Annotated in this window: 22 protein-coding genes; 17 read left to right on the top strand and 5 right to left on the bottom strand. The window is 41.9% G+C overall.

Annotated elements, in window-relative coordinates:
- Nucleotides 1–17: 17 nt before the first annotated feature.
- From qoxB to qoxD, 3 genes are read left to right on the top strand one after another with little or no spacing between them, the layout of a single operon-like run.
- Nucleotides 18–1,976, top strand: a complete 1,959-nt coding sequence (gene qoxB, locus MHB67_RS17480) for a cytochrome aa3 quinol oxidase subunit I (protein WP_044331067.1) — start codon at nt 18–20, stop codon at nt 1,974–1,976.
- Entirely contained in the window at nt 1,976–2,593 is a 618-nt protein-coding gene (gene qoxC, locus MHB67_RS17475; protein ID WP_024423834.1) for a cytochrome aa3 quinol oxidase subunit III, read from the top strand. Before qoxB ends, qoxC begins: the two co-directional genes overlap by 1 nt.
- A gap of 1 nt (nt 2,594) precedes the next feature.
- Complete coding sequence (gene qoxD, locus MHB67_RS17470; RefSeq protein WP_012011667.1) at nt 2,595–2,975, top strand: cytochrome aa3 quinol oxidase subunit IV; 381 nt, start codon at nt 2,595–2,597, stop codon at nt 2,973–2,975.
- A 77-nt stretch (nt 2,976–3,052) separates the two neighbouring features.
- Here the strand turns inward: qoxD and MHB67_RS17465 are convergent, their stop codons facing one another.
- Nucleotides 3,053–3,316: a spore morphogenesis/germination protein YwcE gene (locus MHB67_RS17465; RefSeq protein WP_008345491.1), complete on the bottom strand. Its 264-nt coding sequence runs from the start codon at nt 3,314–3,316 to the stop codon at nt 3,053–3,055.
- A gap of 477 nt (nt 3,317–3,793) precedes the next feature.
- On the opposite strand from MHB67_RS17465, the gene MHB67_RS17460 reads away from it, so the two are divergent.
- The 3 genes from MHB67_RS17460 to MHB67_RS17450 all read left to right on the top strand — a co-directional run bounded on the left by MHB67_RS17460 (nt 3,794) and on the right by MHB67_RS17450 (nt 6,924).
- Nucleotides 3,794–5,005, top strand: coding sequence for an FtsW/RodA/SpoVE family cell cycle protein (locus tag MHB67_RS17460; RefSeq protein ID WP_024423833.1), 1,212 nt, complete (start codon nt 3,794–3,796; stop codon nt 5,003–5,005).
- Nucleotides 5,006–5,116: 111 nt separating this feature from the next.
- Nucleotides 5,117–5,866 carry an oxygen-insensitive NADPH nitroreductase gene (nfsA, locus tag MHB67_RS17455; protein WP_024423832.1) on the top strand — a complete coding sequence of 250 codons (750 nt, stop codon included), beginning with the start codon at nt 5,117–5,119 and terminating at the stop codon, nt 5,864–5,866.
- A 56-nt stretch (nt 5,867–5,922) separates the two neighbouring features.
- On the top strand, nt 5,923–6,924 hold the full coding sequence (locus MHB67_RS17450) for an LLM class flavin-dependent oxidoreductase (protein ID WP_185853931.1): 1,002 nt from the start codon (nt 5,923–5,925) through the stop codon (nt 6,922–6,924).
- 320 nt (nt 6,925–7,244) lie between these two features.
- Here the strand turns inward: MHB67_RS17450 and MHB67_RS17445 are convergent, their stop codons facing one another.
- Entirely contained in the window at nt 7,245–9,671 is a 2,427-nt protein-coding gene (locus MHB67_RS17445; protein ID WP_342492674.1) for a S8 family serine peptidase, read from the bottom strand.
- A 500-nt stretch (nt 9,672–10,171) separates the two neighbouring features.
- On the opposite strand from MHB67_RS17445, the gene MHB67_RS17440 reads away from it, so the two are divergent.
- The 8 genes from MHB67_RS17440 (at nt 10,172) to MHB67_RS17405 (ending at nt 19,732) form a co-directional block, all read left to right on the top strand.
- A complete protein-coding gene (locus MHB67_RS17440) occupies nt 10,172–10,450 on the top strand; it encodes a hypothetical protein (protein ID WP_024423829.1) in 279 nt (92 codons plus the stop codon).
- Nucleotides 10,451–10,502: 52 nt separating this feature from the next.
- On the top strand, nt 10,503–11,336 hold the full coding sequence (locus tag MHB67_RS17435; protein WP_024423828.1) for a PRD domain-containing protein: 834 nt from the start codon (nt 10,503–10,505) through the stop codon (nt 11,334–11,336).
- Nucleotides 11,337–11,592: 256 nt separating this feature from the next.
- Nucleotides 11,593–12,981 (top strand): sucrose-specific PTS transporter subunit IIBC, encoded by a 1,389-nt coding sequence (locus tag MHB67_RS17430; RefSeq protein WP_024423827.1) that lies wholly within the window; start codon nt 11,593–11,595, stop codon nt 12,979–12,981.
- Nucleotides 12,982–13,000: 19 nt separating this feature from the next.
- Entirely contained in the window at nt 13,001–14,458 is a 1,458-nt protein-coding gene (locus tag MHB67_RS17425) for a sucrose-6-phosphate hydrolase (protein ID WP_133744424.1), read from the top strand.
- 906 nt (nt 14,459–15,364) lie between these two features.
- Entirely contained in the window at nt 15,365–16,507 is a 1,143-nt protein-coding gene (locus MHB67_RS17420; RefSeq protein WP_257802349.1) for an amidohydrolase family protein, read from the top strand.
- A gap of 183 nt (nt 16,508–16,690) precedes the next feature.
- A complete protein-coding gene (locus MHB67_RS17415; protein WP_342492673.1) occupies nt 16,691–18,031 on the top strand; it encodes an MFS transporter in 1,341 nt (446 codons plus the stop codon).
- 217 nt (nt 18,032–18,248) lie between these two features.
- Complete coding sequence (locus MHB67_RS17410) at nt 18,249–18,503, top strand: hypothetical protein (protein ID WP_024423823.1); 255 nt, start codon at nt 18,249–18,251, stop codon at nt 18,501–18,503.
- A gap of 155 nt (nt 18,504–18,658) precedes the next feature.
- Entirely contained in the window at nt 18,659–19,732 is a 1,074-nt protein-coding gene (locus MHB67_RS17405) for a chitobiase/beta-hexosaminidase C-terminal domain-containing protein (RefSeq protein WP_341082562.1), read from the top strand.
- 47 nt (nt 19,733–19,779) lie between these two features.
- On the opposite strand, the gene MHB67_RS17400 is transcribed toward MHB67_RS17405, so the two are convergent.
- Both MHB67_RS17400 and MHB67_RS17395 read right to left on the bottom strand, forming a co-directional pair.
- A complete protein-coding gene (locus MHB67_RS17400) occupies nt 19,780–20,589 on the bottom strand; it encodes a bifunctional hydroxymethylpyrimidine kinase/phosphomethylpyrimidine kinase (protein ID WP_024426411.1) in 810 nt (269 codons plus the stop codon).
- Between the two features lie 126 nt (nt 20,590–20,715).
- A complete protein-coding gene (locus tag MHB67_RS17395; RefSeq protein WP_024423820.1) occupies nt 20,716–21,030 on the bottom strand; it encodes a general stress protein in 315 nt (104 codons plus the stop codon).
- Between the two features lie 128 nt (nt 21,031–21,158).
- Here MHB67_RS17395 and MHB67_RS17390 point away from each other — a divergent pair, with 128 nt between their 5' ends.
- Nucleotides 21,159–21,986, top strand: coding sequence for a glycosyltransferase family 2 protein (locus MHB67_RS17390; protein ID WP_257802352.1), 828 nt, complete (start codon nt 21,159–21,161; stop codon nt 21,984–21,986).
- Complete coding sequence (locus MHB67_RS17385; RefSeq protein WP_024423818.1) at nt 21,983–22,663, top strand: uracil-DNA glycosylase; 681 nt, start codon at nt 21,983–21,985, stop codon at nt 22,661–22,663. The genes MHB67_RS17390 and MHB67_RS17385 overlap by 4 nt, the downstream gene beginning before the upstream one ends.
- A 33-nt stretch (nt 22,664–22,696) precedes the next feature.
- On the opposite strand, the gene MHB67_RS17380 is transcribed toward MHB67_RS17385, so the two are convergent.
- Nucleotides 22,697–24,055 (bottom strand): aldehyde dehydrogenase, encoded by a 1,359-nt coding sequence (locus MHB67_RS17380; RefSeq protein WP_342492672.1) that lies wholly within the window; start codon nt 24,053–24,055, stop codon nt 22,697–22,699.
- Between the two features lie 170 nt (nt 24,056–24,225).
- On the opposite strand from MHB67_RS17380, the gene MHB67_RS17375 reads away from it, so the two are divergent.
- A complete protein-coding gene (locus MHB67_RS17375; RefSeq protein ID WP_024423816.1) occupies nt 24,226–24,558 on the top strand; it encodes a YwdI family protein in 333 nt (110 codons plus the stop codon).
- Nucleotides 24,559–24,587: the final 29 nt, after the last annotated feature.

The following is a 24,587-nucleotide window of genomic DNA, read 5'->3' as shown; positions in this document are numbered from 1 at the left end:
GAAAGGAGGAGGCCGTTATGCATTTAAAATGGGATGAGTTTTTTGTAACTGGAGACCCATTAATTCTTGGTGCGCAAATTTCTATCGCTCTTACTTCCATTGCCATCGTGTTTGTTTTAACCTACTTTAAAAAGTGGAAATGGCTCTGGAAAGAATGGCTGACATCAGTTGATCATAAAAAGCTTGGAATCATGTATATCCTTGCTGCTGTGATTATGTTCTTCCGCGGTGGGGTAGACGGACTGATGATGCGCGCGCAGCTGGCGCTTCCTAATAATACGTTTTTAGATTCAAACCACTATAATGAAATCTTTACAACGCATGGTACGATCATGATTCTATTCATGGCGATGCCATTTTTAATTGGTTTAATCAACGTCGTTGTTCCTCTTCAAATTGGTGCACGTGACGTTGCATTCCCTTATTTGAACAACCTTAGCTTCTGGACATTTATGGTCGGAGCAATGCTGTTCAACATTTCCTTCGTTATTGGAGGATCACCAAGTGCAGGCTGGACGAGTTACATGCCGCTCGCCGGAAATGATTTCTCACCAGGACCTGGACAGAACTACTACTTGCTCGGGCTCCAAATTGCAGGTATTGGTACACTTATGACAGGTATTAACTTCATGGTGACCATCTTAAAAATGCGTACAAAAGGTATGACACTTATGCGTATGCCAATGTTTACATGGACAACATTGATTACGTCTGTCATCATCGTGTTTGCATTCCCTGTACTAACAGTTGCTTTAGCACTTATGACATTTGATCGTTTATTCGGTTCTGCATTCTTTACACTCGAAGCAGGCGGTATGCCGATGCTTTGGGCGAACCTTTTCTGGATTTGGGGACATCCTGAGGTATATATTGTTATCCTGCCGGCTTTCGGTATTTTCTCAGAAATCTTTGCGACGTTCTCAAGAAAGCAGTTGTTTGGTTACAAAGCGATGGTTGTATCGATTGTGGCAATCTCTGTTCTTAGTTTCCTTGTGTGGGTTCACCACTTCTTTACAATGGGGAACAGTGCAGCGGTTAACTCATTCTTTTCGATTACAACAATGGCGATTTCTGTACCAACAGGTGTGAAAATCTTTAACTGGCTCTTTACGATGTATCGAGGCCGTATCAGCTTTACATCACCAATGCTTTGGGCACTTGGTTTCATCCCGAACTTCGTAATCGGTGGTGTAACTGGGGTTATGCTTGCGATGGCAGCTGCGGATTACCAGTACCATAACACGTACTTCCTTGTATCCCACTTCCACTATGTATTAATCGCAGGTACTGTATTTGCTTGTTTTGCTGGTCTTGTTTTCTGGTATCCAAAAATGTTTGGTTACAAGTTAAACGAAAGAATCGGCAAATGGTTCTTCTGGGTATTCATGATCGGATTTAACATCTGTTTCTTCCCGCAGTACTTCTTAGGACTGCAAGGAATGCCAAGACGTATTTATACGTATGGACCAGAAGATGGCTGGACTGCACTAAACTTTATTTCAACGATTGGTGCATTTATGATGGGTATCGGATTCATCATCCTTTGCTACAACATTTACTACAGCTGGAGACACTCAAAACGTGAAGTGTCTGGAGACAGCTGGGGAGAAGGACGTACACTTGACTGGGCGACATCTTCTGCAATTCCGCCGCATTATAACTTTGCAGCACTTCCAGAAGTGACAACACCAGATGCATTCCATCATTGGAAGCAAAACAATGTGGACGTTCATCCTGAAAAAGAATTCAAGAAAATTCACATGCCGCATAATTCAGGCAGACCGCTGATCATGTCTGCATTCTTTGGACTTGGTGCATTCGGTCTTGTATTTGAATGGTACTGGATTGGCGTTATTGGTTTAATTGGTGTATTCGCAACGATGATTTTACGTTCATTCGAATATGACAATGGCTACTATATTCCTGTTGAAGAAGTGATTGAAACAGAGAAAAAGAATAAGGAGGCGCAGAAGTAATGGGACATAATGATAGCAGCTATGCAAATGCACCGCTTGAATATCAGTCTGAAACCGGACGTTTAAACATCCTTGGTTTCTGGATATTCCTTGGCGCGGAAATCGTGTTATTCTCAACACTTTTTGCGACCTACTTTGTTCTACATGGCAGAACAGCTGGCGGCGTTTTACCAGCTGAGCTGTTTGATATGAAGCTTGTATTGATCATGACATTCCTGCTATTGGTTAGTTCATTTACATGCGGGATTGCCGTTCATGAAATGCGCCGTGGAAGTACAAAAGGGGTTGTCATTTGGACGATTCTCACACTGCTTCTAGGTGCAGGCTTCGTTGGATTTGAGCTTTTCGAGTTCTTCCATTATGTACATGAAGGTGCGAGCATCCATACAAGTGCGTATTGGTCTGCATTCTTTGTACTTTTAGGAACTCACGGACTACACGTATCGATCGGTATCTTCTGGATTACCGGGATCTTGTTCCAAATTAAAAAGCGTGGATTAACTCCACAAACAGCAGCGAAGATTTTCATCTCAAGTCTATACTGGCATTTCCTTGATGTTGTATGGATTTTCATCTTCACAGCTGTTTACTTGATCGGATTAGGGGGGCTTTTGTGATATGGCTGGAAAAACACATTCCTCAGCAGAGCACGAACACTTCCCTTGGAAACACGTAGTTGGCTTTATCCTATCCATTGTGCTGACAGTCTTAGCATTCTGGATTGCGATTGGAGCTGAAATTGGCAGTTCCGCAAAACTATGGATTATCTTTGGTTTTGCGTTCATTCAAGCATTCTTGCAGCTGTTCATGTTTATGCACATGACAGAGAGCGAAAACGGAACTGTTCAAGTCGGAAATACTTTGTTTGGTCTGTTCTGTGCGATTATCTTCGTCATCGGATCTGTTTGGATCTTTGCGGCTCACTACAGCCACGGAGAGAACAGTAAAGACGGGTATTCACCGTCTGCGCCAAAGCAGTCTGAGCATTCAGAGAAATAATAAAAAAACCACTCATCTCTTGAAGGTGAGTGGTTTTTATCATGATGGTGATAACGCTTCCAATAGTTGGGCGATATCTATCTGCTGCTGAATCTTTTGCGAATGAATGGAAGTCCGTAGATGAGGAACGCTGCAATGTGAGCCAAAATCACGTTAATGGCAAAGAATGCGATCATGAAGGTATGTCCTGCTGGAGATAAACTGCTTGTCATGTAAAGACCGAAGAAAATCCACATAATCATAATGGGTGGAATAGATGCTAATGCAATTTTTCTGTTTTCCAGCCATAAAAACAGGGGTGTAGCCGTTGCAATACATAGGTACGCAAAGAACATATCCATCGTATCCAACTCCTTTGTAAGTTGATATTCAAATCAAATGAGAGGTCAGGATGCAATTGTGTCTGTTTTTAGGATATATTGTGAACATTTTGTTACAAGTATTATACCACAATTGACTTTGAAGTAAACGTAATAATTGGAAAATGGGCCTTATTCCATACAAAATGGTTTTATTCCTCTTTCCTCAGTGCAGCTTATGCTCGTTTGATGTTTACTTGTTATATTGCCACATAGGTCATTGAATTTTCCCCTTAAAATCTGTAAAATAAACTTTTTAAAGGACTTGAGATCGATTGAATGAAAAGTGTATAGAGGGATTTTTTCCTATTGTTAGGATGAAAAGTATTTCATTTTTTGAAAATTGAATGGAACCTTTCGGATGTATCTTCCGTCATATTTAAGGTGAGTTGATTTTGTGAAAATTTCAATCTAATATAAATAAGGGCTTTTATGTTTTGTAATAAGGGTGGTTAGTTCATGAACAAGCAGAATACATCTCCTTACTATCAAGGAGATTTGATTTTTATATTTTTAGCCTTCTTTGCCATCAGTGTCATTGCGATTTATGCTGCGGGTCAATTTGGGCAGTACGGATCTAATGCATGGACCAGACAGATCATATACTATATGGTCGGAGTTATATGTATTGTTGCTATTAATTATTTTGACTTAGAGCAATTAGAGAAACTGAGCTTATATATATTTATAGGCGGCATTATGCTGTTAATTCTTCTAAAAATCGCTCCTGCACAAATCGGAGGTCATGATTTTGCTCCAATCAAAAATGGGGCAAAAAGCTGGTTTGTGTTACCTGGAATAGGGACATTTCAGCCTTCAGAGTTCATGAAAATTGGTTTGATTATGATGCTCGCATCTGTCATTGGAAAGTCTTCACCTAGAGGAAAACGGACATTAGAGGATGATATTTTCCTTCTATTAAAAATTGCCGGCGTGGCAGCTGTACCAGTTGGACTGATCTTCTTGCAGGATGCAGGGACTGCGGCTGTTTGTATGTTTATTGTTGTCGTGATGGTGTTTTTATCAGGGGTCAATTGGAAACTGATTTCTCTCATCGGTTCTGTGGTTGTACTATTGGTTGCCGCTGTGTTAGCCGTCATCATTCTCTTCCCTGATTTTGCGAAAACAATCGGCATTCAGCAGTACCAGATTAACCGGATTACCGCTTGGCTGCCTGATAGTTCTTCGGCAGCCAACCAAGCACAGACGCAGGATGCATCTGGATCTGATAAATATCAAGTAGAGCAGGCGATTATGGCCATTGGTGCAGGGCAGATTTTTGGGAATGGCATTAAAAACTTAAAGGTCTATGTCCCTGAAGCACAAACGGATATGATTTTCTCTATTATAGGTGAAGCCTTTGGCTTTATCGGCTGTGCGTTTGTTGTGATCATGTTCTTCTTCTTGATTTACCGGCTTGTTGTACTGATTGACCGTATCCATCCTTATAGCCGATTTGCGTCATTCTTCTGCGTAGGATATACAGCATTGATTGTAATCCATACGTTCCAGAATATTGGGATGAACATAGGCGTGATGCCTGTAACAGGGATTCCACTCTTATTTATCAGCTTTGGAGGAAGCTCTGTCTTGTCCGTTCTCATTGGATTCGGGATCGCCTATAACGCAAGCGTTCAATTAACGAAATATCAAAGTTATTTATTTAAATAAAACGGGTAAGGGCAGTCTAAGTATAGGCTGTCTTTTTTTTATGCGAGTTTTAATTTTTGAAAAGCCCTATGTCTTTGCCTTATGATAGAAGAAGTGAAGGAGGTCTTCGAATTGAACAAAACGATAGAAACCATATTAAATCATCGATCCATCCGTTCGTTTACAGACGAGCGTTTGACAGAAGAAGAGGTGCTGACACTGATCAAAAGTGCACAGGCTGCTTCGACATCAAGCTATGTACAGGCGTATAGTATTATTGGGGTGACAGATCAGGAGAAGAAGGCCAAACTTGCTGAACTGGCTGGGAATCAGCCATACGTTGAGAAGAACGGGCATTTCTTTGTCTTCTGTGCAGACTTGAAACGCCATGATTATATTGCAAAAAAAGCAGGGAAGAATCATCAGGAGGCGCTTGAGAATACGGAAGCCTTTCTCATTAGCGTCATCGATGCGGCATTGGCTGCACAAAATGTCAGTGTTGCTGCAGAATCAATGGGACTTGGGATCTGCTATATTGGCGGACTGCGTAATCAGCTGAGAGAAGTCTCTGAAGTGCTTGAAACGCCATCTTATGTGCTGCCGTTATTCGGTCTGGCTGTTGGCCATCCAGCTAATCAGTCGTCACAAAAGGAACGGCTGCCAGTTGAACTCATATATCATGAAAATTCATATCAGCAAGATGAAGCGCATGTGGATCGTTATTTAAAAGAATACGACGATCGTATTTCCGCATATTATGAAGCACGAACAAACGGTGAGAGAAAAGATACTTGGTCTGAGCAGATGCTGCGGGGCTTTAGCCAGCCAAAGCGTGCCTTCCTTGGAGAATTTGTGAAAGAGAAGGGCTTTAATCGAAAATAAATAAGACATCCCCCTTTCCATTAAGAGAGGGGGATTTCTGTAAGAGGTGCAGCATAATGAAATTAAGTATACTGGATCAATCTCCTTTGATAGGAGGCGCTACGCCTGCTGAAGCACTGAAGCAGACGGTTGAACTGGCGAAGCAGGCGGAGAAGTGGGGTTATCACCGTTTTTGGGTATCAGAGCATCATTTTTCAAACCGGCTTGCAGGATCGAGTCCAGAGGTGCTTCTCGGCCATTTATCAGCCGTTACATCGCACATACGCATTGGTTCTGGCGGCGTTATGCTCCCGCACTACAGTGCCTATAAAGTAGCAGAGAACTTCAGGGTTCTCGAAGCGCTGGCTCCTGGCAGAATCGATCTTGGGATTGGACGTGCCCCTGGTGGTATGCCTATTTCCTCCATTGCCCTTCATCATGGGGAGCGAAAGCGTCTAGGCGACCAGTATCCTGAGCAGGTAGAGGAATTGAAGGTCTATTTACATGATCTAGCGGATGAATTTTACCCGCTGCCTCATTTGACTGCTTCTCCGAAGGTAGAGACCGCGCCAGAAGTATGGATGCTTGGTTCTTCTGGAGGGAGTGCAAGGCTTGCGGCGAAAGCAGGTGCAGGCTACACGTTTGCGCTTTTTATTAATGGTGAAGGCGGAGAAGACTCTGTGGAGCAATATATCAATCGATTTGAACCTTCAGTATTCGGTGATCAGCCGCGTGTCAGTCTGGCAGTCTTTGTTTTATGTGCCGAAACAGAGGAGCAGGCAGAAAAACTGGCTGTCAGCTTAGATTTATCTTTACTTGCCAATGAACAGGGGCTGAATCTTGAAGGCTTTCCTTCATATGAAGAGGCACAGTCGTATTCCTACAGTCCTTATGAACAAAAACGAGTGGCTGCCAATCGTCAAAGGATGGTCGTTGGAACACCAGCATCTGTGAAAAAGCAGCTGACCACACTCGCGAAGGCTTATCGGACAGATGAATTGATCGCTGTGACCATCACACATCACATGCAAGACCGGCTCACATCGTATCGTTTATTAAAAGAAGCCTTTGATGCATAACGTATGTATATTTATCGCCTGCGGAGCCAGTAAAAGGGGAAAAGGAGCATCATAGTGAGGAAGAAAGCGGCTGACACCAGCAGGCTGAGCGGATAGATACAGGAAGCATAAACAGTCAGCTCGCATGCTTGATGAAAAGGACGAGGCTGCTTCGTATGTAAAAAGGTTAGAAAATAAACCAATGTGATCGTCAGAAAAAAAGCAGTAAAAAAAGAAACGATCCATAGCCATATCAACATGAATTTCTCTTTCCTCCATATATGATCGAAAAGCCTTGATGAGCTTATCCACTCATACAAGGCTTTTCTTGTGATTCACATTTATTCAGGGTAAATTTCGAAAGGTTCCTTCGTTTGTACGGTATCTGATTTTCCTTTCAAACTTGCATACGCAAGCATTGTATACTCACCAGCTTCAAGCTTCTGGCCTTGATTGATTGTGCCATTCCATTTTACGCGGTGCTCTCCTTTATCAACATGTTGATAAACACCAGCTTCACCTAAATACTCTCCATTGGTTGAGTAGACAAGGAATGCAAGGTTCTCAGCACCGCCAGGCAGGTAGCTGCTAATGACATAGCTTCCAGCACGATTGTCCGGCTCTACGGAAACAGAAGTGACGCGCGGATAATCAGGCTCTTTCACAATCAATAAAGTAGGGATTTCCGTGACCTTTCTGCCATTTTCGCGAATGGTGATGCTGCCTTGGTACGTCCCTTTTTTGGTTTTTCCGTAATTCACCTGGACTGCGGAAGTAAAGGATCCAGTGGAATTCCCTTTGACGGTGATTTTTTTCGTTCCGTTTGTACTAATGCCGCTGCCATTGAATTTGTAATCAATGGTATACGTTTTCGGTGCTTTTGAAAGGTTTTCTACCTTAAATTTCTTCGTTTTGATTTGAACGCCTTTTTCCTTTAAGAAAGTGCCGTATGAATAGCTCGCATCAGAAACGATAGAAGACGCTTGAAGTGATTCCATGATTCGAACGCTGCCTGTTCCTTGTGTGTTATGAGGGAATGGGCTGCCATTTGCGTCAAACAGTTTTTCTGCTGTATTCATCAGCAATGCTTTGATTTGTTCAGTTGAGTACGATGGTTTTGCTTGTTTGATGATCGCTGCAACTCCTGCCACATGCGGAGATGCCATACTTGTTCCTTGCTTAGAACCATATCCGTAAGGCTGAGAAGGATCATGCGTTGGGATCGTACTCACAATGCTGACACCGGGTGCTGATAAATCAGGCTTAATCATCCACGTATCCACAACCGGTCCGCGGGATGAGAAGTCAGCGACTTGCTCACTAAGTTCTTTGACAAATTGAATGGAGAAAGCCGTTGTATCGTTTCCAGCCTCAATGGCTTTGATAAGCGCTGTTCCTTCAGCTTTTGACAGCTTAATTGTAGGAAGTGCGAGACCTGGTACGTCGACTGGAATCTCTCCATCGGTATTGTTATACATCACAACGCCGATTGCACCAGCGGCTTTTGCATTGTCAACTTTATCCACAAAAGCAATGGCACCACGTTCAATCACGGCCACCTTTCCTTTAACATCGATGTCTTCAAATGCCTTTTCGTCACCGATTCCTGCTTGGACGAGTGTGACTTGTTTTTGGTCAAGCGCTTTTAAATCACTCTCTTGGTAGTAGCCCATGACTTTTGCTGTAGAATAATTCGGGAATTTCACATTGTAAAGGCTGTACGGAAGCTGAGTTGCCCCGACAGAAATGGCCTCTCTTGACGTGCCGGGAGAACCGACAGTCCAGTTATTAGGACCGCTGTTTCCATTCGAAGTAACAGCTACAACGCCTTCAGACATGGCCCAATCAAGTGCAATGCTCGTTGCATAATCAGGGTTATTGACACTGTTTCCAAGAGAGAGGTTCATGACATCTGCTCCGTCAGTAACAGCCCGGTCGATGCCTGCAAGAACGTTCTCAGTTGTTCCAGATCCACCTGGTCCAAGTACACGGTATGCAAGAAGCGTGGCATCCTTTGCGACCCCTTTAATTTGTCCATTTGCCGCAATCGTTCCTGCAACGTGTGTGCCGTGATCTGTGGATTCGCCTCTAGGATCTCCTTTAGGTGTCTCTTGCGGAGAATAATCATTATCAACAAAATCATAGCCTTTGTATAAACCGAAGTTTCCTTTTAAATCAGGGTGGGTATAGTCTACTCCAGTATCAATGACTGCGACTTTGACCCCTTTTCCAGAATAGCCGGCATCCCATGCTTTTGGTGCACCGATAAATGGAGCGCTCTTATCCATAAGCGGGGAGACATCTTCGTTTGGAAGCTGGATGCTTTCCTTTTTCACTTCATCGGTTTTATATGTAACATCCGGATAAACGGCTTTTACTCCATCAACTGCGAGCAGCTTCGGGATTTCGTTTGCAGGAAGTTTCATAGAGAAACCAGAGAAGACTTTTTCATATTCTTGACGAACACTCGCTTTATCTACCTCTTTGAGTGCTGCGTTCTTTACTTTTGTTCGAGATTTTTTGAGGGAGGCTTTTGTTTGTGCTTCGCCTTCTTGCTTGGCTTCAACTAAGGATTTTTCCTTTAATTCAACAATGACAGTGGTTTGTTTTCTCGAGTTGACATTGATTTCACCGAAGATTTCTGCTTTTTCTAGTTCCATCTTTTTGTTAGAGGGAGCAGCAGCAGCCTGTTGACCGGTAAAGAATGTGGATAAAATAAAAATAGTGGAGAACAATAGAACAGAAGAACGAGATATGACCTTTTTCATTAATTTTCCCCTTTCTAGCTGTGTTTTTAGGGAGATAGCCTTTCTTTTTGTGGATAAATAGGAAAGATTCACTGCCCGTTATTAAGTATTCAATACGTTGAAAACAATTCCTTTACTAAAATGGTCTTATTTTACATAGTTATAAAGAACTATTTTGTTTATAAAGTCGCACTTATTCACAAATGTCTGTTGATAACTCGATTATTCAGATACATATATGGAAAATAAAAAATTTACATACACAAAATCTAGTGAGAGGGTGTTGATATGTGGATAAACCCTGTTGATAAGGTGTGCTTATCTTTGGGATAGCGTGTGTATAAAATTTTCAATGAAACATCCAGGCACATGATGATCTTCTGCACTTTTCAACAAAACTTCTGAAAACTAGTTGGTTTTTTCACCCAGATTGTGACAAACCTCTCTTTTTTCTCGGGATATGATAGGAGCAGTTGTTTTGCTAGAGCTGCTAGATTCTAAGAAAAGCGGAGGGATGTTCAGTGAAGAAATTAAAAAGCTGGTTGAGCGTATGGTTTGGTTTCATGATGAATGTGCTTGTGAACCCTGGTGTGATGATGAAGAATCAAGGGTTTCAGGCGGCCGCGGCGGATGCCGGATTCTTTCAAGTAGTGAAAGAGAGAGAGCTGGAGAAGCTGGCAGAAGAACATAAGAAGAAACGCAGGGCAGAGAAGCGGTTTACTCAAAGTCTGATGATGCTTGAAGAGAAGACGATGCGAGAGGCGCGTGCTGGTCCGCTCTTACCTTTACAGAAAAAGTGAAACAGGGTAAAATCCCACTTAAGAAATGTTATCTGCTGGGAGAGGATACCCCTTGAAGATATATAAAATATTGAATAACAACGCAGTGGTTGTGAAGGAGGGCGATCAGGAGAAAATTGTGATGGGACCCGGAATTGCTTTTCAGAAGGGGAAAAATGACGTCGTTCCTCTTCAAAAAATAGAGAAAATCTTTGTTGTGCGTGAAGAAAATGAGAAATTCAAACAAATTCTTGCCACATTGCCAGAAGCGCATATTGAGGTGGCAGAGCATATCATCAGTTATGCAGAGGGGAAACTCATGATGCCGCTCAGTGATCACATTCACATATCACTGACTGATCATTTGTCCTTCGCCATTGAACGCCTTCAAAAAGGCATTGTGTTATATAATAAATTGCTTGGTGAGATCAAAGTCTTATATAAGCAGGAATATGAGATTGGAAAGTATGCCATTCGTTATGTAAAGGAGCGGCTTGGGGTTGAACTGCCGGACGATGAGGCAGGATATGTGGCACTTCATATTCATACGGCCAAAATGAATACGGAGTCCATGAAAAAGACCGTGAAATATACAACGATGATTAAAGAAATGATCGAGCATATTGAAAGCTATTTTCAGCATTCAATTGATGAGGATAGTATTTCCTATCAGCGGCTTGTGACACATTTGAGGTATGCATTAGGCAGGTTGGAATCGAATGAGGCATTTCAAATCATGGACGAAGACATGCTGATTTTTATCCAAACAAAGTATGATACGGCGTACCGGTGTGCACTTGGACTCGCTGATTTGTTAAAAGATGAATATGGACTTCATCTCCCTGAATCGGAGATCGGCTACATCACGCTGCATGTCCAGCGTCTGCAGGAAGCCGAATTGGTTTAAAATGATCGTGCCTGCATGCAGGCTTTTTTTTATGCACACTACTCTTATTAGTGTATATGGGTCATTGGATTTGAAAAAAGAGGTTGACGCATGTCACAGTCTTATACTATGATGAAAGCGTCATCAAAAATTGATATCGCGGGATTGTGACTGTCAGGCAGGCAAGACCTAAAATTTGCGTAACGAGGGGACGTGTATGTCCTTTACTCGTTGGTGAATTTTAGGTCTTTTTTGCTTTAAAAAAGGAGGAGACATCATGGATTATCAAAAAACAGCCAAAGAATTAACTAAACTGTTAGGCGGCAAGGAAAATGTCATCAGTGCAACGCATTGTGCAACAAGACTCAGATTGGTGATGAAAAATGAGGATTTGATTGACAAAGAGGCCATTGAAGAACTTGAAGGTGTGAAAGGGGCTTTCTCAAGTTCAGGGCAATTTCAAGTCATTTTTGGAACGGGATCTGTCAACAAAGTGTATGAACCATTTGCTCGTGAGACTGGTCTTGAGACAGGCGACGAGAATCAAAAGCCTGTCAGCCATGATGAAGCAGTGAAACAAAAAATGAATCCACTTGCGCGTTTTGCAAAGACGTTATCAAATATTTTTGTACCGATCATTCCAGCAATTGTGGCAAGCGGTTTGTTAATGGGTCTCTTAGGCATGATGAAAGCCTTCAAATGGGCTGATCCAAGCTCAGCGATCTTCCAAATGCTTGATATGTTCTCAAGTGCAGCCTTTATCATTTTACCGATTTTAATTGGGGTCAGTGCAGCGAAAGAGTTTGGCGGAAATCCGTATTTAGGGGCTGTCATTGGGGGAATTATGATTCACCCGAATCTGCTTAATCCGTGGGGATTGACGGAAGCAAAACCAGAGTATATGCATTTATTCAATGTTGATATTGCTCTTCTTGGTTACCAAGGGACGGTCATTCCAGTGTTATTGACCGTATATATCATGTGCCTTGTTGAGAAGAATTTAAGAAAAGTGGTTCCGAACAGTATTGATTTACTTGTGACCCCATTTGTGACCGTGATTGTCACTGGATTTGTGACGTTTATTGCAGTTGGACCGCTTGGAAGAATGCTTGGTACAGGAATTTCGAGTGCACTGACATTTATTTATGACCATGCAGGATTCTTAGCAGGACTCATTTTCGGCGGTGCTTACTCTTTAATTGTGCTCACAGGGGTTCATCATAGCTTCCATGCGATTGAGGCAGGATTGCTGAATGATATTGGGCGTAACTATTTGCTGCCGATCTGGGCAATGTCCAATGTCGCGCAAGGCGGAGCAGGATTGGCTGTCTTTTTCTTAGCCAAGCGTGCAAAAACAAAAGAAATTGCCCTTCCTGCTGCCTTCTCTGCTTTTTTAGGAATTACTGAGCCTGTCATATTTGGTGTAAACCTCCGCTATCGTCAACCATTTATTGCGGCGATGATCGGAGGCGCATTGGGCGGGGCATTTGTCGTTTTCACGAAGGTAGCCGCCAATGCCTATGGTTTAACAGGCATACCGATGATTGCGATTGCAGCACCATTCGGTCTTCAGAATGTGGTCAATTATGTGATTGGTATGTTAATCGCTGTTGCTGTCTCATTTATTCTCACTATCATTTTTAAAGTAAAAGAAGTCGAAAAATAATCAAGGAGTGGTCACAGTCATGACAACAACTGACGCAGCACTTCGTCAAAAGATAGCAGACCGTATTCGAAACTATGAGCATTTGGTCAAAAAGGATGTGTACCGGCAGCATTTTCATTTGATGCCGCCAGTCGGTCTTTTAAATGATCCGAATGGGCTGATTCAGTGGAAAGGAATTTACCACGTCTTTTATCAGTGGCAGCCATTCAAAACGGGGCATGGTGCAAAATTCTGGGGGCATTATACATCGACAGATCTAGTCAATTGGCAGCACGAAGAAGCCGCTCTTGCCCCAAGTGATTGGTTTGATCAAAACGGCTGTTATTCTGGCAGTGCATTTATAGACGATGGGCAGATGCATGTGATGTACACTGGAAACGTTCGGGATGAACAAGGGAACCGTGAGACGTATCAATGTTTAGCTGTTTCGGAAGATGGTATTCACTTTGAGAAAAAAGGTGTCGTGGCAACGCTCCCTGAAGGGTTCACAGCCCATTTTCGAGATCCGAAGGTATGGAAGCGAAATGGCCGGTGGTACATGGTTCTTGGTGCACAAAGCTTAGACCTGAAAGGACACCTTGTCTTATTTACCTCTGATACGTTAGATAATTGGACGTTTCAAGGCACGATTGCAGGCAGCGGAAAGAATGGTTTAGACAATTTCGGCTATATGTGGGAATGTCCAGATCTGTTTGAATTAGACGGCCGGGATGTATTGATCGTGTCACCGCAAGGACTAGAGCCAGATGGCTTAAAATATCACAATACACATCAATCAGGCTATTTTGTTGGCACATTGGATGATCACTCGTATCAATATACACACGGAGCGTTTGAGGAACTGGACCGTGGCTTTGACTTCTATGCGCAGCAAACCTTTCTAGACGAATCAGGCAGACGACTTTTAATCGGGTGGATGGGGGTGCCTGATCAAGGAGAAGAGCATCATCCGACGATTTCTTATCAATGGATACACTGCCTCACGATCCCTAGAGAACTCCGTTTAGATGAGGACGGACATCTGATTCAAAAACCAGTAAGTGAACTTCAATCCATGCGGACCAATGAACAAGAGCATGTTTTTCATATTAAACGTTCTGTTCATTCCATCCCTGTAGAGGATATTACGAGCGCAGAGGTATTCATTGATCAAATTGACACACAAAAAGGGTTTGAATGCTGTATCCGTGCAGCTGCACGCATCATCTATGATAAAGAGGAAGGGAAGCTGACATTAGAGCGGGATCGATTTGAAGATCGATCAAAGGAAGTTCGTGAAGCACTTATAGAGGAATTACACGACCTTCATATCTTTATCGACTCATCGTCAATTGAGATTTTTGTAAACGGAGGCCGAGAAGTTTTTACTGCACGTTACTTTCCTTCCCCGGGAAATAAATCGATCTCCATCAGTGGCAGAAATGAAACAAAGCTGAAACTGAAGACATGGCATTTACAAAGAGAAGCAAATCGTTGATCCTTATCCTACAAGTGATGATCAGTATGACGTGAAATTGAAAGTAACAGAAACAGCAAGGCATATAAAAAAGGGCGCTTCAGCACCGTCTGCACGATTGATAGAGAAGGTGCCGATGTAGAATTACATTTCTCTATCAGATAATCGAGGTGCGGGATATTGGGTACCCCAATACCGCATCCTCGTTTTTTTTGTTAAATACCCCGCCCGTTCCGGCTAAAGTACCTTGTCCAAATTTTTAACTTCAATCATATCAGCCCGTTTAAATAGTTCTGCTTCTGATCGATCAGTTTTGAAAACTAACCCCGCCTTCCTCAAGATTAATCGATGTTTTGACATTATTAGCTGCTTCAGCCAAAGAAAGTCTTGCATCTTATTCCACTGCTCATAAGTGGAATTTTTATTTTCATTGGTTTTTTTGCTTTTGGACCAATGGCAACCATGACATCTGCATCCCCTCGCCATTAATTCCATTATATTTTCTTGATAACTATCAGTTAAAACGATTTTTCCCATTTGCTTCACTGTTCGTTTTACTTTATCATGCTGTTCTTTATAAAAAAGGTTTACTTTATTAATTATGAGTGATAACATACATTTAAATTATTGGTAATGAATATTACTTTTATATAAAATAAAGTAATTTTTATTACATAGGATAAATCATATAAATTTTTTTATGATGAGGGGTGCTCTGTCTCTAAAATGAAAGTTGTCGTAGATAGGGGTTGCGTCATTCATTTCATTATTGAAAGCGCTATCTTATTGGTGTATGGCTGGCAGTAAACAGATTAAAAATTCTACTTAGTTGATTGTTTCCACTATCCAAAATGAAGAGGAGTGTATGTTGGTCAGTGATTTAGCACCAGTGGTTGGATGTTATCAATGCATGTAAAGAAGTTGCTAATGCAAACAATTAAAAAAATTAATCTATTAAATCAATATGAAGTTAAGGGGTGTATTTGCATGGGAGTATGGAATTTTAAAGGCGGTTCTATTTGGTCAGAAAAGGGGTTCATTCCAAATAAGTCTACAAGCATTACAGTTACTCATGAGGATGATAGGGATATTCATTTATCTGAATCTAGCGTAATTGTACCGGGACTAGTAGATTTTCATTGTCATGTATGGGCACCTGGAGCAGAGATTGGTGTAACAGATAAACAATATCTTTCCTCAGGAGTAACTACAGTTGGGGACGCAGGTACTTTTGGCTATGACGGATGGGAGGAAGCAAATCGTTATTGGGAAAACAGCCCGTTAACAGTTCGTTCTTGGTTATCAGCTTTACCAGAAGGGCTAACCAATCACCCCAATCCTAACCCAACCAAGCCAGAAAGTATTTCGTTGGATCGAATTGTTGAAGTTGCATCTTTAGCTTATGATTGTTTATTAGGAATTAAGATTCGGTTAGGTCAGGTGGACAAAACGACTGACCGGTCTTTATTACGCTTAGCAAGAGAAGCAGCCGATCGAACCAATTTACGAATGATGGTTCATTTAACTGGAACTCAACTAGATATTGAAGAGGTAACACAATATTTTAATAAAGGGGACATTCTCACTCATCCATTTCAAGGAAGGGATGGAAACGTGTTAAATACTGCCGGGAAGGTAAAAAAAGAATTTCTAGCTGCAGTAGAAAGAGGAATAGTATTAGATATCGGTCACGGTAGAAAACACTTTAATTGGAATGTTTTTCATAAATGCTTAGCTGAGGGAATTAAACCAGATACGATCAGTACAGATTTAACAAGCGCGTCATGGAGAAAATACCCTGTTTATAACATGAGCTACATCATTTCTAAAATGATTGTAGGTGGACTGTCTCTTGATGAAGCTTTTAGAGCAGTTCTGGTAACAGCTCCTAAATTGTTAGGAATTGACGATGTTACTTTTACTCCAAATCACCTTGTGGTTCTAGATTCTACTTCTACTGAGACTGCTTTTCCCGATGTAGATGGAGAAACGGTGTTAGGTAACATTAATTATCAACCGAAACATGTAATATTTAACGGTAAACCAGACATTGAGAGCAATTTCAGTTAAAAATAAACGTTTTTGACACGATGAAAGAAAGTTTTCATTTTGTTCGCTGTCTTGAGGAAACAACAGAAGAGTAAATGAGATACTCTTACACATCTTACAGAACCGTGAGAGTATCTCTTTATTTTCAAATGAATGTAAGCGTTATCAAAATTTCTTTTTATTATTTTAAAAGGAGGAATTTGAATGGAAAATTCTCAATTGAATTTCGAAAAGAAGACGATTCGAAAGGTGACCCGAAGAATTATCCCGTTACTATTTTTACTCTATATAATTTCTTATCTAGACAGGGCAAATGTGGGATATGCTGCATTGGAAATGAACGAAGCATTAGGACTAACAAGTAAAATGTTTGGTCTTGTGACAGGTATTTTTTTTATTGGTTATTTTCTCTTTGAAGTACCAAGTAATATTTTAATGCAAAAATTTGGGGCAAGAGTTTGGATTACTAGGATTCTCTTTACTTGGGGAATTATTTCTATGGCAACTGGGTTTGCTCAGAATGCTACCCAGCTTTATGTTATTCGATTCCTTCTTGGAATAGCAGAAGCAGGTCTATTTCCTGGCATTATTCTATACCTTACTTATTGGTTCCGAGCTAAAGAAAGAGCAAGTACAATTGCGATGTTTATGACAGCAATCGCAGTTTCTTATATTATTGGAGCTCCCGTTTCTACCTTAATTATTGATCATATTCATTGGATGAATGTACCTGGATGGCGTTGGATGTTTATTATCGAAGGCGCCCCTGCTGTTATTTTAGGGTTTGTTACATATTTCTATTTAACAGATCGGCCAGAACAAGCAAAGTGGTTAACAGCTGAAGAAAAAAATTGGTTGATGTCAGAATTAAGAAAGGACGAGGAGCTAAGAGAAAAGAAAGGCCGACAAGCCTCTAGTCATAAGACGGCCTTGACTGATCCTAAACTGTGGTACCTCGCCTTAATTTACTTTGTATATACTGCAGGTACACTGGGCGTTGGTTATTGGATGCCCCAAATTATTAAAGGATTATCTAGCTATTTATCAAACACCCAGATCGGCTTCATTGCTACAACCCCTTACATTATTGCTTCAATCGTCATGAATTACTGGTCAAGACGCTCAGATCGCACTGGTGAAAGACGTATACACACAGCTTTACCGTTACTCGTAGCTGGTTTAACGTTACTCAGTGTAGGAATGGTGGCCAATCCATTTATTGCAATGATTTTCATCACCATTTCATTGGCAGCCATGTATTGTTTTAAAGGTCCTTTTTGGTCATTACCCACTATGATATTGAGTCCAGCCACAGTAGCTGTTGGAATTGCAGTCATTAATTCAATTGGAAGTCTAGGAGGTTTTGTTGGCCCTTATGCAGTTGGATGGCTAAAAGATGCTACAGGAAAAATGCAGGCCGGTTTGATTTTCTTAAGTATGATTTTAATAATCGCTTTTATTTTAGTATTAGCTATGAAATTTGAGCAAAAAAGAACTATCTTAAAGAGTCAGAAGGAAATAGGGGAAATCCGGCTTGAAAAATAACTTCTCTACAATCTGAGCAGATCAATGATCTGCTTTTTTCTAGTGAGATCAGCCTGTATCTTAAAGCCTATAACGTGTATATACAAGGTTGGCCTAAAGCGGTTTGATGACGTTTTACGCATATGATAACAGGTGGAAATATGGTATCATTTTAAAATATATACAGCTGAGGCTGACGTTTATCCAAATGCGGTAGGACAAAAAAGGGGTTGTTTACTTGAATTCAAAACAGCAGCCGACGACTAGAAAACGCTTGGAGACAATGGCAGATCATGTTGAAGATAAACGTGAAGAATATAAAGAATTGCTCATTCAAGTTCAATCTATTCTCGGTGAACCTTCTTTGGAGCAGGAAGAAGTAAAAGAGAAGCTGTCAGATACGTATAAACAAATGAAAGAATATGCTTTATTTGTTGAATCCATTGAAGCCTTTATTCGAAAAATGGCGAAAGAGTCCGATCAGCAAAAATAGGCATTCATGTATGGATAAAAGAGTGTACCTGCGTGCGGGTACGCTTTTTTATATTCTGACTGATCATTCAGAAATTTAAATGAAAGCGTTGACATTTCTTTTGTCATGATACAAAATAAATAAAAATTCATCTGAGCATATACAGGAGGAACGATATGAACCATACAACCAAGAAATGCTTGATCACCTTTACGATTGTCCTATTTTCTATGAGTTTTCTTTTTCCTTCCGTTTCTTCTGCCCGAAATCATACGTCGTATGCTGCATCAATTGCTTCAGTCCCATCTGGTCAATATTATCGTTCACAAGAGTTAGCTCTGCATTCTCACGTTCAAAAAGCTTCTCTTTATTACACAACAGATGGCAGCCAGCCGACAACTCAAAGTCAGTTATACAAAAAGCCCATTCATATCGAAACTGATACGACTTTAAAAGTAAGCGTTTACAAGAAAAACCGCCGCCTTTCCACGTCTACGTACAATTATCGCTTTGTCACACGAGAAGACATTGCATCATCTTTTTTATCTTTCGAATACCAAGGAATGCCTTATCGGCTGTATATTCCAAAAAACCATAAAAGGGGTAAAGCCTATCCTCTCGTCCTATTCTTACATGGAGGCGGGGAGAGGGGAACAGACAATCAAAAGCAGTTACTTGCGAATGATGGTGCAGCTTTATGGGCTTCCCCTGAAGTCCAAAAGAAACATCCTTCGTACGTACTTGCACCTCAGGCGCGAAATGCTGTCGATGGAGGCTTTGCATTAACAAGAAATTCGCAAAATGAAATCGATCTGACGAACGTGTTTCAATTTTCACCAGATTTACACAAAGCTTATGATGTCCTTCAGCATGTGTTAACTTCTTATCAGATTGATCAGAAAAGAATTTATGCGACGGGTTTATCACAAGGTGGATTTGGCACGTACCAGTTGAACATCACATATCCTCGTTTGTTTGCAGCAATGATTCCTATTGCGGGGGGAGCAGATCCAAGCAAGGCAGGAATTTTAGCAAACAAGCCAATATGGGCATTTCATGCAGAAGATGATTCCATTATCCCTATCAGCTATGCGAGAAATACAATTCAAGCTATTCAAAAAGCTGGCGGCCAGCCGCTTTATACGGAGTATGCAAGTAGGTATGGATATGACCATGCATCATGGACGCCTGCTTATGAGACGCCAGGCTTAACAGATTGGCTGTTTGCACAGAGACGAAGCTTTCGATAAACAAAAACCGATTCACCTCCTAACAAGGCGAATCGGTTTTTTCTGTTTTATTTGTCAAAACGATGAGCAGAATGTTTTGTCGGTCCAATGTATTCGTTTAGCTGGAAAGAGCCTTTAATGGCAGCCGTGATGAATTCTTTTGCTGCATAAATGGCTTCTTTCACGTCTGATCCATTCGCTAGTTCAGCTGTGACTGCTGCTGAGAATGTGCAGCCTGCGCCGTGTGTGTATTCTGTGTCGATTTTATCTGTTTCAAGGCGTTCGAAGGTTTGTCCATCATAAAGTAAATCGATGGCTTTGTCTTCGCTGAGCTTACCGCCTCCAGTGATAACCACATACTTTGCACCAAGTTCGTGAATGCGTTTTGCTGCTTCTTCCATTTGTTCGATCGTTTTGATCTCGCCGATTCCGCTTAATTGACCTGCTTCGAAAAGATTAGGTGTGATAACGGTTGCGAGTGGCGTGAGCTTTTCACGCAGTGCTTCCGCGTGCTCTGGGTAAAGGACTTCGTTTGCACCCTTACAAACCATGACAGGATCAATGACGACATTTTTAAGGTCATATGTTTTGATGGTGTCAGCTGCAAGCTCGATCACGTCGACGGTAGGAAGCATACCCGTTTTCAGTGCATCTACACCAATGCCTTCTACAATAGTAGAGAGCTGCGCGCGAATTGTCGCCGTATCAATTGGAAACACCTGATGATCCCAATGATTATGTGGGTCCATTGCAACGACAACGGTTAAAGCTGTCATCCCGTAGACGTTTTTTTCTTGAAACGTTTTTAAATCTGCTTGGATACCTGCACCGCCGCTTGAATCCGAACCTGCGATGGTGAGTGCTTTATTCATAGACATAGTTGCTGAACCTCCAATGTGATGTGTAACAGTTATTGTTCTATCCCTTATTATAATCAGCTTTTCCATTTATCACAATGAAACGGCATAAAAAAGCGTTCCTCTCTTGGGGAACGCCTCTCTTTCTTACCTTTTACAAATCACCAATTTCCCTTTTTTCAGCTCGTCTAAAAGGGTTAAGGCTAACTCTTGATCGGCCCCAGTTGACATCATTTTGGCCATCAGTTCATCATCCCGGGTGCGAATGACATTGGCGACTTGATCCAAAATTCCTTGATCGACCGCTGTCATGCTTTTGGCGTCTGTATGCTCTGTTACGGTATCAGAGCGTTCTGGGTCGTAGGCAAAAACAAAAACAGCGTCCTTTGATGATCCCGATGAATGAATGTGGTCAATGGTCTGTTTTGCTTCTTTACTATTCTCCACCGTGATATATTCCATCATCATCACTCCTTTTCATCAAAAATTCCCATTTTCCCATCAAATCAAACCGCCTTTTATATCATGAGAAGAAAGTCAATTTATGTTTTAATGGAAAAAGACGAATCTATTAAAGGAGTAAGCTGCATATGAAGATTTCCTTATTAATTGTGACACATAACCGGCTCAGCGCACTGTGTGAGCTGCTTGAATCCATTACAAGACAAACCGTACAGCCTTTTGAAATTGTTGTCGTCAATGATGCAGGAGAGCGAGTCGACATCATTCGGGAACTTTACCCTGAGCTTCCGATCCGCTTGATTCATTTAGATGAGAATGTCCAGCATGTAAATGCCAGAAATGTGGGGGTGCGGGAGCTGACAGGCGACGTCATCATGCTGAGTGACGACGATGATTACTTCACACCCTGTCATATCGAACGCATGAGCAAGGCGCTGGAGGATGCCGATTTTGTCTTTTCTGATGCAGAAATTGTATCGTTTGAAGAAAAAGGCGCGACCCGTTTTCCGCTGTCGAGACGTTTGTTTGCTTATTCAGCAGATATTGAGGATATGCGTGTCTTTTCTACATATGTTCCTTCGGGCAGTATGTACAAACGCTGTATACACGATGAGATTGGCTATTTTGATCCAGCGATGCATCATTATTGGGACTGGGACTTCTTTTTGCGTGTATCACAGCATGCCCGAGTGAAACGAGTGCCAGCTGCGAGCGTGATCTATGCGTTTTTTGACGGCGGTGGAAATCAGTCTAGTGATCTTGGTGAAACAAGGAAAAACTACTTAGATGATTTAAGTGAAAAGCATGAACTGGGCGACCTGCCGACAGCGAACTTTGCGATATTATTAGAAGAACCAGCGATGAAAAAAAGAGAATCAGAGAGTGAGATTGTGTGGGATGGAAAACCGATGATCTCCAGACTAGCGCAGCAAGTAGAAGGAGGAAAACCACAATGAAGCCATTTTTAAATGATAGCTGGTGGGCTGTGATGAAAAGTGAATTTGAACAGCCGTATTATCAGGAATTACGTGAATGGATGAAGGAAGAATATCGCACGCAGACCGTTTTTCCAAAACCAGATGACGTGTATCGTGCTCTTCATTTGACGTCATATGAAAAGGTCAAAGTGGTGATTTTAGGACAAGACCCTTATCATGGCCCAGGGCAGGCACATGGATTAAGCTTTTCTGTTCAGCCGGGCGTCAAACATCCGCCATCTTTGAGAAATATTTTTCAGGAGCTAAAGGATGATCTTGGCTGTCCTGTTCCAAACCACGGCTCACTTGTCAGCTGGGCAGAGCAGGGTGTGCTGCTTTTAAACACTGTGCTGACTGTGAGAAAGGGCGAGGCGAATTCTCATAAAGGCAAGGGCTGGGAACGTGTGACAGACCGCGTGATTGATGTGCTGAATCAGCGTGAACAGCCCGTCGTTTTTGTGTTATGGGGAAGACATGCTCAAAACAAGAAAGAACGCATTGATCAAAACAAGCATTTTATCATTGAGTCACCTCATCCAAGTCCTTTTTCTGCAAGAAACGGCTTTTTTGGCAGCCGGCCGTTTTCAAAGGTAAACGCGTATTTAAAGCAAATGGGGATTGAAGAAATCCATTGGTGTATCAAGGATATTGAATGAAAATAGGACGAGGGGAGAGACCCTTCGTCCTGTTTATTTTAAAAATTTACGAACCAAGTCGAGTCCGTTTTTCGCATTTGGATAACGGAAGGAAAAATCGAAGCGATTGGTTTGCCGCAGGACACTTTTTTCATGCGTAAAAGTAAAGAAGCTGTCCTTCCCGTGATATCGCCCCATGCCGCTTTCGCCGACGCCTCCGAATGGCAGGTAAGGTGTAGCGACATGCATAAGCGTGTCATTGATACATCCTCCGCCAAATGAGAGGTTGTCTAGAATATAGGTTTCTGTTTCTTTATTTGTTGTAAATAAGTAAAGCGCAAGCGGCTTTGGCCTTGCTTTGATCATATGAACTGTCTCATGCAGAGATTCAAAGGTCATGACAGGCAGAATCGGTCCGAAAATTTCCTCCTGCATGACGGGATCTTCCCATGTGATGTGGTCTAAAATGGTCGGAGCGATTTTGAGCTCCTGTTCATTGCGCTGTCCACCTGTGACGATCGTTCCATTTGAGAGAAATTGTGTAAGCCTGTCAAAATGACGCTGGCTGACATTTTTTCCAAAGTGCGGATGCGTTTCGGGATGTTCACCATAAAAGTCACGGATACAGGCCGTCATTTCTCGCAAAAGTTCCTCTTTGATGGATTCATGAACGAGCAAATAGTCTGGTGCAATGCAGGTTTGCCCTGCATTGGTGAATTTTCCAAAGGTGATCCGCTTCGCTGCTAATTTGATGTCGGCATCAGGCATGACGATGCTGGGACTTTTTCCGCCAAGCTCAAGTGTGACAGGGGTCAAATGTTTTGCGGCGGCTTCCATGACGACTTTGCCAACTGCCACACTTCCAGTAAAGAAGATATAATCAAAGGGCAGTTTCAGCAGTTCTGTACTGACTTCAACACCGCCCTCTACGACAGCCGCATGGTCTTCTTGAAATACACGTTTGATGATAGTGCTGATCACTTGTGAGACTGCCGGCGTCAGCTCAGACGGCTTTAAAATCACGGCATTTCCCGCAGAAATCGCACCGACTAATGGAGAAAGGGCCAATTGGAAAGGATAGTTCCAAGGAGCAATGATGAGCACACTTCCATAGGGTTCCTTGATGATCATGCTTTTTGATCCGATATGAGTCAGCGGTGTTTTCACGCGAGTTGGCTTCGCCCATTTGTGAAGGTGCTTGAGGGTATGATTGATTTCTTCATACACCATCCCGACCTCTGTTGTATAGGCTTCCTGTTCGGATTTATGTAAATCATGGGCTAAGGCCTGTAAAATATCCTTTTCATGCTGTTTGATTGCTGCTTTTAAGTCTTGAAGAATGCGGATGCGTTCTTGAACCGCTGGCTTCTGAAAGACTTTTTGTTTCTGAAATAGAGCAGTGAGCTTGTCCATTATTCAATCCTTTCATAGACGATGTTGTTTCTTTTATTATGTGTGAATGAAGATGACGGGTCAAATAAGAGAGTCGTGAGCGCACTGCTTTGAAAAAATGAACCCATTTGGTTTGTTCATTTGGTAAAATAATGTTGAAAAGAGATTTTTTTAGATTGGAGGGTCTACCCTTGAATATTCATATATCAAGCCTGCTTCAAAAAATGGAGGAAGCGGTTCAAAAAGCAAAACAAAGTGGAAATGATGAAGAGGTGAAACGTCAAGTGGCGGCCATTTCTTCACTATGTGATGTTATTCTCGACGCACCATCACAGGTGCAAATGCCGCAGTCGCCGGTCATTTCACCACCTTCATCGATACATACACCATCAGCACCATCTGTGTCTGCAGATCAAGCCATGCTGGAGAAACTCATGGGCACAAGTGGCGCGAAGAAATTTCAGCAAAATGATGAGGGTCAAAAAGAGAAGGACGGGAACGGCGACTCTATTTTTGATTTTTAATGGTCTTGTCACGACAAAGGGAAGGTGAT

Origin of the sequence: Bacillus sp. FSL H8-0516, from assembly GCF_038635285.1 — a bacterium.
Lineage (GTDB): Bacteria > Bacillota > Bacilli > Bacillales > Bacillaceae > Bacillus > Bacillus safensis.
This window is presented reverse-complemented; position numbering and strand designations above follow the sequence as displayed.

Excerpts from the sequence above, each read along its gene's own strand:
- qoxB (WP_044331067.1), top strand. The coding sequence starts at position 18 with ATGCATTTAAAATGGGATGAGTTTTTTGTAACTGGAGACCCATTAATT.
- qoxC (WP_024423834.1), top strand. The coding sequence starts at position 1,976 with ATGGGACATAATGATAGCAGCTATGCAAATGCACCGCTTGAATATCAG.
- qoxD (WP_012011667.1), top strand. The coding sequence starts at position 2,595 with ATGGCTGGAAAAACACATTCCTCAGCAGAGCACGAACACTTCCCTTGG.
- MHB67_RS17465 (WP_008345491.1), bottom strand. The coding sequence starts at position 3,316 with ATGGATATGTTCTTTGCGTACCTATGTATTGCAACGGCTACACCCCTG.
- MHB67_RS17460 (WP_024423833.1), top strand. The coding sequence starts at position 3,794 with ATGAACAAGCAGAATACATCTCCTTACTATCAAGGAGATTTGATTTTT.
- MHB67_RS17450 (WP_185853931.1), top strand. The coding sequence starts at position 5,923 with ATGAAATTAAGTATACTGGATCAATCTCCTTTGATAGGAGGCGCTACG.
- MHB67_RS17445 (WP_342492674.1), bottom strand. The coding sequence starts at position 9,671 with ATGAAAAAGGTCATATCTCGTTCTTCTGTTCTATTGTTCTCCACTATT.
- MHB67_RS17430 (WP_024423827.1), top strand. The coding sequence starts at position 11,593 with ATGGATTATCAAAAAACAGCCAAAGAATTAACTAAACTGTTAGGCGGC.
- MHB67_RS17425 (WP_133744424.1), top strand. The coding sequence starts at position 13,001 with ATGACAACAACTGACGCAGCACTTCGTCAAAAGATAGCAGACCGTATT.
- MHB67_RS17420 (WP_257802349.1), top strand. The coding sequence starts at position 15,365 with ATGCAAACAATTAAAAAAATTAATCTATTAAATCAATATGAAGTTAAG.
- MHB67_RS17415 (WP_342492673.1), top strand. The coding sequence starts at position 16,691 with ATGGAAAATTCTCAATTGAATTTCGAAAAGAAGACGATTCGAAAGGTG.
- MHB67_RS17405 (WP_341082562.1), top strand. The coding sequence starts at position 18,659 with ATGAACCATACAACCAAGAAATGCTTGATCACCTTTACGATTGTCCTA.
- MHB67_RS17400 (WP_024426411.1), bottom strand. The coding sequence starts at position 20,589 with ATGTCTATGAATAAAGCACTCACCATCGCAGGTTCGGATTCAAGCGGC.
- MHB67_RS17395 (WP_024423820.1), bottom strand. The coding sequence starts at position 21,030 with ATGGAATATATCACGGTGGAGAATAGTAAAGAAGCAAAACAGACCATT.
- MHB67_RS17390 (WP_257802352.1), top strand. The coding sequence starts at position 21,159 with ATGAAGATTTCCTTATTAATTGTGACACATAACCGGCTCAGCGCACTG.
- MHB67_RS17385 (WP_024423818.1), top strand. The coding sequence starts at position 21,983 with ATGAAGCCATTTTTAAATGATAGCTGGTGGGCTGTGATGAAAAGTGAA.
- MHB67_RS17380 (WP_342492672.1), bottom strand. The coding sequence starts at position 24,055 with ATGGACAAGCTCACTGCTCTATTTCAGAAACAAAAAGTCTTTCAGAAG.